The organism is Aliterella sp. E5.1 (assembly GCF_057473825.1).
In genome coordinates, this window is record NZ_JBYCCV010000136.1 from 1 (window position 1) to 7,773 (window position 7,773).

Sequence of the window (7,773 nt, forward strand, 5' to 3'; positions counted from 1 at the left end):
TCACGTATTTCTTCTCGGCTGGCAAAATGGGTCAGTATGCTTGCATCAATTGTCTGACTCATTAACTCTGTTTCTACTTGCTTTACTTTACCCTAGCCTACGCTATATTTTTTATGCGGTTGCCCTAAGAAGGGGAAGATTGTTCTGCGGTATTACTTAAAGAAGTTAAGTAGCCAAATTCAACGGCATCAAGGTAATTCTTAGGTATCAAATGTATCAACGATTGATATCCAAGAATTAACTAAATTAATTGGGTTAATTCCACAATTCACATTAAGAGCAAACGCATAATTGACGATAAAATTTTGGACATAACTAAAAATGGAAGTTATGTTATGGCGAAGGTAGAACAGGATGCAGAGCGTGAAGAACGCATCACGATGGAAATTGTAGTAGATGCCTATGAACCCCAAGAGCAGGCAATGGGTTGGTACTACTACTTGCAAGACACAATGCAGTTTCCATTTACAGCAGTTTGCATCAGTAAAAGGCGTGGTTCTCTAGTAAAAGAAGGTTCAACAGTGGAAGTAGTAAGCATGGCACTGGAGGAGGAGTGCGAACGGGAAATGTTTGTAGAGATTGACTGGGATGGGGATACCCTGGCAGTACCATTGATTCAGCTAGAGGCTCCAGAGGCAGAACTGGAAACACAACAGGCGATTGCCGACTGGCATTACTGGGTTAATCAAGGCTATGAGTTTGGGTAGGGGCTGGAGATCAATCCTCAGAGTCAGTAAACAAGGCAGACAAATCTCGGTAGCCACTGACAACCCGAAGAATATCTACGTCTCGCTCTATTGGTATGTAAAGAATGAGATAGCGATCCATTGGCAAGCTACGTAGTCTAGGTAAGATTTCATTACGCTGTCGTCCAAGATTAGGAAATTGAGCGATTTGAGCAAATTTGGCATCAAGCCTAGATAGAAATCGATCTGCTCCAGTCAAACCAACTTCACGGGCAATGTAGTCGGCAATTTGCTCAATATCTCTAATAGCAGGTTCGGTGAGACGAAACTGTGGATTCATGAATCGGCGGCGTAGCGCTCGTGCAGGTTGGCACGAATTTGTGCCATAGCAGTAGCCCCATCAATCAGTTCGCCCCGTTCGGCTGCTTCCCATCCAATTTGAGCTTCCTGTCGTAGTTCTTGCAGCCGCCTCTGGTAAATATCTTCTTGTTGCTCAAGGAGTTTGATCCCGGCAAGAATAACCTCAAGTGCGGTTTGATATTTACCACTAGCGAGTTGACGTTGGACGAGGTTTTCCAGTTCGGGTGGTAAAACAATTTGCATAGCAGCTAATGGCAGGTAATACTTGTTTTCATTGTAGGCGATCGCGACAGCAGCAATTCGCACAAAGCGACCATCGCACGAAGGTAGTGTTCTAGATAAGTGTTTTAGAGATTAAATTTTTAGACCAAACTCATAGCGATTAATGAACAAACCGATTACTAAATCGTGCATCTCCTCCGTCTTAGAAAAACAAATAGTCTTGCGAGTTAGTCGCTTAATTCTTGTTCTTAAGTTCAAATGCTTACGCTCAATCCTCTGGGTTTTACACTTACCTATTTCATGGGACTCTAGTGGTAGATACCGTCCGTAGGCACCCCAACCATCAGTACAATAACGCTTAATCCCAAAGGGTTCCAAGAGCTTCTTAAGTTGGAGAAAGACTTGATCTTGGCGGCGACCAAACACATAAGCCAGCACTTGCCCACTTTGACGGTCGATAGCATGCCAGAGCCATCTAGGGTTTGTCTTTTTACCCACATAGCTCCACATTTCATCTAACTCAGATTCCTCAACTCCAATCTCCACAGGCTCTTCAACTCGAATAATCTCTACCTCTACGCTCTCAGGTTTTAGCCATGACAATAATTTTTGATTGACTGGTTTGAGGTGAGTAATTTTTTTTTAATTCTTGAATAACTGTTGTGGGACTAACATGCAACACTCGTGCAATATCTCTGACTCCGCTACCGTTGAGTGTCATCTCCACGATTTGCTGTTTGACTTGTCGCGTCCGTCCTGGATAGGTTTGGTTCAGGACAAAAGTCTGGTAAGGGCAATCAGAATTCTGGCAGCGATAGCGCTGCTTGCCTAGGGCTGATTTACCATGTTTGACAACTTCGGTGCTGTGGCAATGAGGACATTCAACCGGTAGCCAAACAGTCATAGTACTTTACTAATCTCTCTACTCTTTACTCCTTACTGATTATAGCCAAACAACTGATCTATAACACCACCCTGTTTTGTATACAAAGCACTCAATGAATTAGCTTATTTAGAGTAGGAAACTCTCAATTACCATTTCAAGGATTTTAGTTGATCTAATAACAACAATTGTTATTATCTGTTATTAGAGCGACAATAGAGTTGACCAAACTATGAGAGGACTCAAGCATGAACGTGTCTTTGACACCTGAGTTAGAGCAGTACGTCCAACAGAAGGTTTCAAGCGGTCTATATTACTCCGCTAGTGAAGTTATTCGTGAGGGACTGCGCTTACTAAAAGAGCGGGAGCAGCTTCAACAGATTCGCTTACAGGAATTGCGGCAAGACATTCAGGCAGGATTGGATAGCGGAGAGGCGACCACTCTAGATGTACAAGAAATTAAGACGAAAGCACGGCAGCGCCGTCGGCAGAGGCAACCTCAGTAATGGCAAAGATCGTTAAACGACCTCGCGCTGAGTTAGATTTGTTGGATATTTGGGGCTACATTGCAGATGATAGTCTCGATCGAGCAGATGAGTTTTTAGATCGCCTTGAGGGAAAACTACAAGCGTTGGCACGTAATCCAGGATTGGGCCGAAGGCGCGATGAACTTTTACCTGGGTTGCAAAGCTTCCCGCTCGGCAACTATGTAGTGTTCTATCAAGTAATCGAAAATGGCATTGATGTAATCCGTATACTACATGGTGCGCGAGACGTTGAAGATGTCTTTAGACAGGAGTAAGCAAAGAAGAAATTAACTTGTTAAAAACTTCATTTATTGTCTGAAGAAATAGGCATCATCACCCCACAATCTTCAACCTCTGCCCCAAGACAAAGTTGACCAATCGTTGACCACTAATCAAACTTACTCGATACTCCCGCAGCAATTCCTTAGACCTATCCCCTGTTTTTCCAGTGTGAATAAAGAAACCGCCAGCAGCTTCCTCACTCTGGATAACCTGGCGAAATTTATGGATATGCTGGGGATTAATATAGCCCCGGTAACGCTTTGCCTGGATCAAATACAGCTTCCCGGCAATTATCACGCGCCCGTCTATCCCGCCGTCGCCAGTGTAGCGAAAGTTACGTTGAATCTTCCAGCCTTGTTCCTGGCAGCAAGTTAGTAATAACTCCTCGAAGGCATAGGGATTCATCTGGCGGAGGATAGCGATCGCTTTTGGCAACTGTACTTCGTTAGAACGCAGTTGTTTTAATACCTGAGCAGCAAGACGAATGTAGTGCTGATGCCTACTACTAGGAAGCCGAACTCTAGTCTCAGCTAAGGATTGCTCTGTTGCAATCACCCGACGAGGCGAAACTGTTTGTACAGGGAGATTAGGCGCGGATGTTTCTCTCTCCCGAAACTCTAAAATATTTGTAGGTGGCTGCTCGTGCGATCGCATTCGTCGCCGACGCTTTCTACCAAAAATCGCATTGCCAAGTAGAGCGATCACCCAAGTTACCAGAACCAGACACCCAAGTCCAAGTAGGAAACCAAAAATTTCCATTACTGCCCCATCGTTAACTTATCCCACCAGACCTGCGGTGATGCCACAGTTTTTCTAGTCTCCACCGCCATCACTTGGGGCAGACGACAGCCACTGGCATCCCCATACCCCTCTTCTGCCACTCTCGGAAAACTTTTGCCATTTCTGAATTCTAGAGCTTTTATATACGAAGCGCTCACAAGATTTTTTCCTAATAATAAATACAATAACCAAGTTTTCGTAATAGGCTAGCTTGTATTGATTGTCTGACAAAGCTTCTAGAGATTGCCCTCTCGGAGAGTGACAAAAGAGAGCCACTGTATAAATTGATCGCTCCTGACGATCTATGAACTTGAACTACAGTGCTTAATTTTGAACTTGTCCAATTAAGTTGACAATACCCTTGTTTTCTAAACCTGCTGAACACAGAAACTTTCATTTAAAGTTTTATTGAAGTTTGTTAACTTTTTCCTCTGAATAATTAAAAAATAATATTCAATTACAAATTATCCACTGGATTGAACAGAAAATAAGGTTCAGTCCCATAAAAGTTTTTAGGATGATAAACCCAAATCAATTTGTGGCAATGATTACACAAAAATATCGCCGGAGATAACCATGAAAACAGCTTCATATTAGTATGTGAAAAGCGAGGTTTCCGGAATTGCCTCTTGTTCTTGTGACGTGAATAATAACCAGTTAAACATTTCCGAATATAACTGAAACTACTAATTTTTGCTCCACCAGCTTGATTAGGAAATTTAAATATAAAACTATCCTGAAGGTATAATGCCGAATTTTATAATCAAAACTACTAAACCAAAAGTAGAATTTCTAGTTCATCAAGGAATTCACCAAATCAAGACAGAAAAATACGCAGTTGCGATCGCAACTTTTACTCGTGCATTGATGTATGAACCCGATTATAGTGAAGCTCTCTTCCAACGTGCTTTTGCATTAGGTAGTTTAGGACAACACGCAGACGCGATTATAGATTTTGATCGGGCTTTAACAATCTGCCCAGATACTTACTGGGCGTGGCACAATCGTGGTATATCACTAGGAAAGTTGAAGCGCTATATAGAGGCAATTAATAGCTTTGAACGAGCTTTAGAGTTCAACCCAGATAGCTCTGTAGTATGGCACAATCACGGTGTTACATGGAGTAATTGCGGGATTTTTGAAAAAGCCATTGCTAGTTTTGATCGTGCTTTGCAATTGCAGCCTAATGCCTATTGGGCTTGGCATCATCGAGGCACTGCTTTAAGACAATTGCAGCGCCTCGAAGAAGCATTGAATAACTTTGACCGCTCAATAGAATTTAACCCAGATCACTTCCTTACCTGGTACTATCGAGGCTTAACATTAAATGATTTAGGAAAGTATAAAAGCGCCGTAGCTAGTTTTCAGAAAGCTAAAGAATTAGCTAATGCCACCCCTACAATCTTCACCTGCCAACCAGGAGAAAGTTCACCAATCGCTGATATTAAAATTATTCCACACTCCCGCAGCAATTCTTGATGTGATAGCAGCATTCAATGCGATAAGCTGGGCTGAAGGGCGAAGAGCCACCCAATTGTATTAAACGAGAAGTCTATGACTAAGTTAGCGCACCTATTTCAAGAGTTGCAGAAAGTCACCGCCGACTTGCATCAAGTTAATAGTTGGGCTGGACTACTGCGCTTTACCTTGCTCGGGTTTGTTTTCCTGAGCTTAGTAACGCTGGCTTGGATAACACCTAGCGAATTGCTGTTTGGGGGTACATCCATCTTGGCAGGCTTTTTCTATGCCTTCTGGTTAATCTGTACTCATGACATGGTGCATCAGACCCTCACAGGATGGACGTGGTTTGACACTCTGATGGCGAGGTCGATCAGCTGGCCAATGTTGTGGCCTTATGGTGTCTATGCCCAACTGCATCATTTACATCATGGCTGGAACGGAATTAACCTGCAAGATCCAGAACGAGTGCAATGGACTATTCAAGAGTATCAGCAAGCAAACTTTCTCCAGAAATGGTACGTGCGTCATCAGTGGAGCGTCGATATCTTTGTGTTTGGGGGAATTGGACTGATTGTCAAAACGTTTATTAATGGGGTGCGTTTTCAGAACTTAGTACCTCGACTGCGCCAAGAACTATGGCTTGATATTACGGGGATGTTGATTTTCCACAGCCTGATGCTGACTTTTGTAATCACTCAAAACCAACTACTACACTATCTATTGTTGTGGTTAGTTTTAGAACGAGCGATCGGGGTTGTAGTGCAAACAAGGGATCACTTAGAACACTATGGGCTTTGGGGCAAGTGGGGAAACTACCAGCTAACGCAGCTTTATACCTGTCGAAATCTCAATACCAGTTCTTTAGCTGGATGGCTGATGGGAGGTTTGAACTATCATGCTGTACATCATGCCTTTCCAAATATTCCCTTTAACCAGTTGCCAGAAGCCTTTGAGCGTATTCAAGAAGTTTTGCAGCAGCAGGGTCTATCTCCCATGCAGCTAGAGGCAGGATACCTCAAGCAAATGCTCTGGTTAAGCCGTCATCCCTCATTAATCGCTCAAAAGAATTCGTTAATAACTACAGGTGACGCTCGCTGGTACGGTAGTGCTAATCAACACGAAACTATCGAGCTTGCCAGATTGCAGCATGAATCTGACTAAGCCTAATTCTGACACTGGCAATAAAGTTGATGTGATACCGTTTTTCTGGCTGAGGTGGATTCCTGGAGCCTGTTCACTTGGCACCTGTCCTCGGCGGGTCTGAGCATTTGAGCGCAATCCTGATTCATCGCCCCAAGCAATAACGACTAAGCAAACAAGCCCAAGTAGGAAACCAAGAATCTCCATCAACGCCCCCTCGTTAACTTATCCCACCAAATTTGAGGAAGCATCTTGGTTTCCAAAGCTACTACCCGAAGATTGCGGCAAAGACTATTTTCCTTTGGGCAAACAACTGCCGTCGGCATCCCCAAGAAAGCGATCGCACAATAGAAGATTACCATTGGAGTCCAAACCAAGTAAAAAAATGTAGTTCGGTTGGATACTCTATGTAGATTGCCAAACGTCCACTTCAGCCAACTTTGCCACCGCTCCATCCTCGCCTTATCCAAGCGTTGGGTGACAGCAACAGCTTTAGTGCGCTCCTGTAACTTATAATTATTCAACTCAATTAGCCGCCGATCCGTTGAGGAAATAACGGTAATGCGCTGCTGAATACACTCATCAATTAACCAAGCAAAGTCTTCAGATTCTTCTTCGGGCTGCTGTTCGACCTCAACAGCCCCAGGTATTTTTCCGCCGTTGCTAGTACGCTCTTAGATAATTGGCGGATTTCTGCGTCCAACTGCTTAGAGTCAACGTATTGCCGTAACTTTCGTGCCGTCATCCGCCAAAATAACGCTTTGACTTCTTGCAGTTGCTCGGCTGCCATCTTAGGCAGGGCAGCACGGATGTGTTCAGCTTGAACCGAGGATACTTGACCTAGCAAACCATGTACTTGTTCGATTAACACCTTATCTTCAAGAGCTATCTCAAAATGCGCTGCTACTTCCGCTAGAGTTTTACCCTGTTTTTTAATCAGAGTACACGCAAGGGTAAAACGATCGCATTGTTGGGTATTGTACTCCTGAGAGTCAGACAAACCGCAAGCTACAAGGATTCTTCCAGCTTCAATTAGAGAAATTTTAGTTTCCACCTGCCTAGAAGCAACAGCTAATAACTCGGAGCTATCCAATACAAGCTCCTTAGACTTTTCTATGTTGCCAGACACATTGTTGGCTTTAGTCATTTTTTATCCGGTAGTTTAATGTTCGTTATTAGAGCATAAGCTGATAGACATTTAACTTGTAAGAACTTTATTTCCTTTATTACGGAGCTTTCTATTCCAATTAATTACTAACTCACCATCATTTAATAACCTGTGTAGCAGATCTTTAAGTTGAGTTGCAGACTGAAATAACCGATGTGCAACAAACTCCTTACATGAATGCCACACTAATTCAATTAAATTGAAATCTGGGCTATATGCTGGTAAAAAACAAAGTTGAATATTGGGTAGTGCTTGCTCAATCTT

13 protein-coding genes are annotated in these 7,773 nt (G+C 43.1%); 5 read left to right on the forward strand and 8 right to left on the reverse strand.

The window, feature by feature from the left end:
- Nucleotides 1-335: 335 nt before the first annotated feature.
- The gene (locus AC2VE5_RS22800) at nucleotides 336-707 is read left to right on the forward strand and encodes a calcium-binding protein (RefSeq protein WP_486889957.1); all 372 of its coding nucleotides are present in this window, start codon (nucleotides 336-338) and stop codon (nucleotides 705-707) included.
- A 10-nt stretch (nucleotides 708-717) separates the two neighbouring features.
- Here the strand turns inward: AC2VE5_RS22800 and AC2VE5_RS22805 are convergent, their stop codons facing one another.
- From AC2VE5_RS22805 to AC2VE5_RS22815, 3 genes are all read right to left on the reverse strand, one after another.
- The gene (locus tag AC2VE5_RS22805; protein ID WP_486889958.1) at nucleotides 718-1,026 is read right to left on the reverse strand and encodes a type II toxin-antitoxin system RelE/ParE family toxin; all 309 of its coding nucleotides are present in this window, start codon (nucleotides 1,024-1,026) and stop codon (nucleotides 718-720) included.
- Nucleotides 1,023-1,289 (reverse strand): ribbon-helix-helix domain-containing protein, encoded by a 267-nt coding sequence (locus tag AC2VE5_RS22810; RefSeq protein ID WP_486889969.1) that lies wholly within the window; start codon nucleotides 1,287-1,289, stop codon nucleotides 1,023-1,025. Before AC2VE5_RS22810 ends, AC2VE5_RS22805 begins: the two co-directional genes overlap by 4 nt.
- A gap of 111 nt (nucleotides 1,290-1,400) precedes the next feature.
- Nucleotides 1,401-2,172 (reverse strand): IS1 family transposase gene (locus AC2VE5_RS22815; RefSeq protein ID WP_486889959.1). Its coding sequence is split into 2 segments (ribosomal slippage): nucleotides 1,401-1,910 and nucleotides 1,912-2,172, totalling 771 coding nucleotides; the frame shifts between segments, so codons are not numbered across the junction.
- Nucleotides 2,173-2,399: 227 nt separating this feature from the next.
- Here AC2VE5_RS22815 and AC2VE5_RS22820 point away from each other — a divergent pair.
- Together AC2VE5_RS22820 and AC2VE5_RS22825 are read left to right on the forward strand one after the other, a co-directional pair.
- Complete coding sequence (locus AC2VE5_RS22820; RefSeq protein ID WP_486889960.1) at nucleotides 2,400-2,657, forward strand: type II toxin-antitoxin system ParD family antitoxin; 258 nt, start codon at nucleotides 2,400-2,402, stop codon at nucleotides 2,655-2,657.
- On the forward strand, nucleotides 2,657-2,953 hold the full coding sequence (locus AC2VE5_RS22825; protein WP_486889961.1) for a type II toxin-antitoxin system RelE/ParE family toxin: 297 nt from the start codon (nucleotides 2,657-2,659) through the stop codon (nucleotides 2,951-2,953). Before AC2VE5_RS22820 ends, AC2VE5_RS22825 begins: the two co-directional genes overlap by 1 nt.
- A 58-nt stretch (nucleotides 2,954-3,011) precedes the next feature.
- Here AC2VE5_RS22825 and AC2VE5_RS22830 read toward each other — a convergent pair whose 3' ends face one another.
- Entirely contained in the window at nucleotides 3,012-3,719 is a 708-nt protein-coding gene (locus tag AC2VE5_RS22830; RefSeq protein ID WP_486889962.1) for a restriction endonuclease, read from the reverse strand.
- Entirely contained in the window at nucleotides 3,719-3,841 is a 123-nt protein-coding gene (locus AC2VE5_RS22835) for a hypothetical protein (protein ID WP_486889963.1), read from the reverse strand. Before AC2VE5_RS22835 ends, AC2VE5_RS22830 begins: the two co-directional genes overlap by 1 nt.
- A 646-nt stretch (nucleotides 3,842-4,487) precedes the next feature.
- Here AC2VE5_RS22835 and AC2VE5_RS22840 point away from each other — a divergent pair.
- Nucleotides 4,488-5,219 (forward strand): tetratricopeptide repeat protein, encoded by a 732-nt coding sequence (locus AC2VE5_RS22840; RefSeq protein WP_486889964.1) that lies wholly within the window; start codon nucleotides 4,488-4,490, stop codon nucleotides 5,217-5,219.
- A 75-nt stretch (nucleotides 5,220-5,294) separates the two neighbouring features.
- On the forward strand, nucleotides 5,295-6,362 hold the full coding sequence (locus AC2VE5_RS22845; protein WP_486889965.1) for a fatty acid desaturase family protein: 1,068 nt from the start codon (nucleotides 5,295-5,297) through the stop codon (nucleotides 6,360-6,362).
- A 185-nt stretch (nucleotides 6,363-6,547) separates the two neighbouring features.
- Here the strand turns inward: AC2VE5_RS22845 and AC2VE5_RS22850 are convergent, their stop codons facing one another.
- The 3 genes from AC2VE5_RS22850 to AC2VE5_RS22860 form a co-directional block, all read right to left on the reverse strand.
- Nucleotides 6,548-6,865, reverse strand: a complete 318-nt coding sequence (locus tag AC2VE5_RS22850) for a hypothetical protein (protein ID WP_486889966.1) — start codon at nucleotides 6,863-6,865, stop codon at nucleotides 6,548-6,550.
- 62 nt (nucleotides 6,866-6,927) lie between these two features.
- Nucleotides 6,928-7,488: a hypothetical protein gene (locus AC2VE5_RS22855; protein WP_486889967.1), complete on the reverse strand. Its 561-nt coding sequence runs from the start codon at nucleotides 7,486-7,488 to the stop codon at nucleotides 6,928-6,930.
- A 51-nt stretch (nucleotides 7,489-7,539) separates the two neighbouring features.
- A partial coding sequence (locus AC2VE5_RS22860; protein WP_486889968.1) for a transposase occupies nucleotides 7,540-7,773 on the reverse strand: 234 nt, incomplete at its 5' end.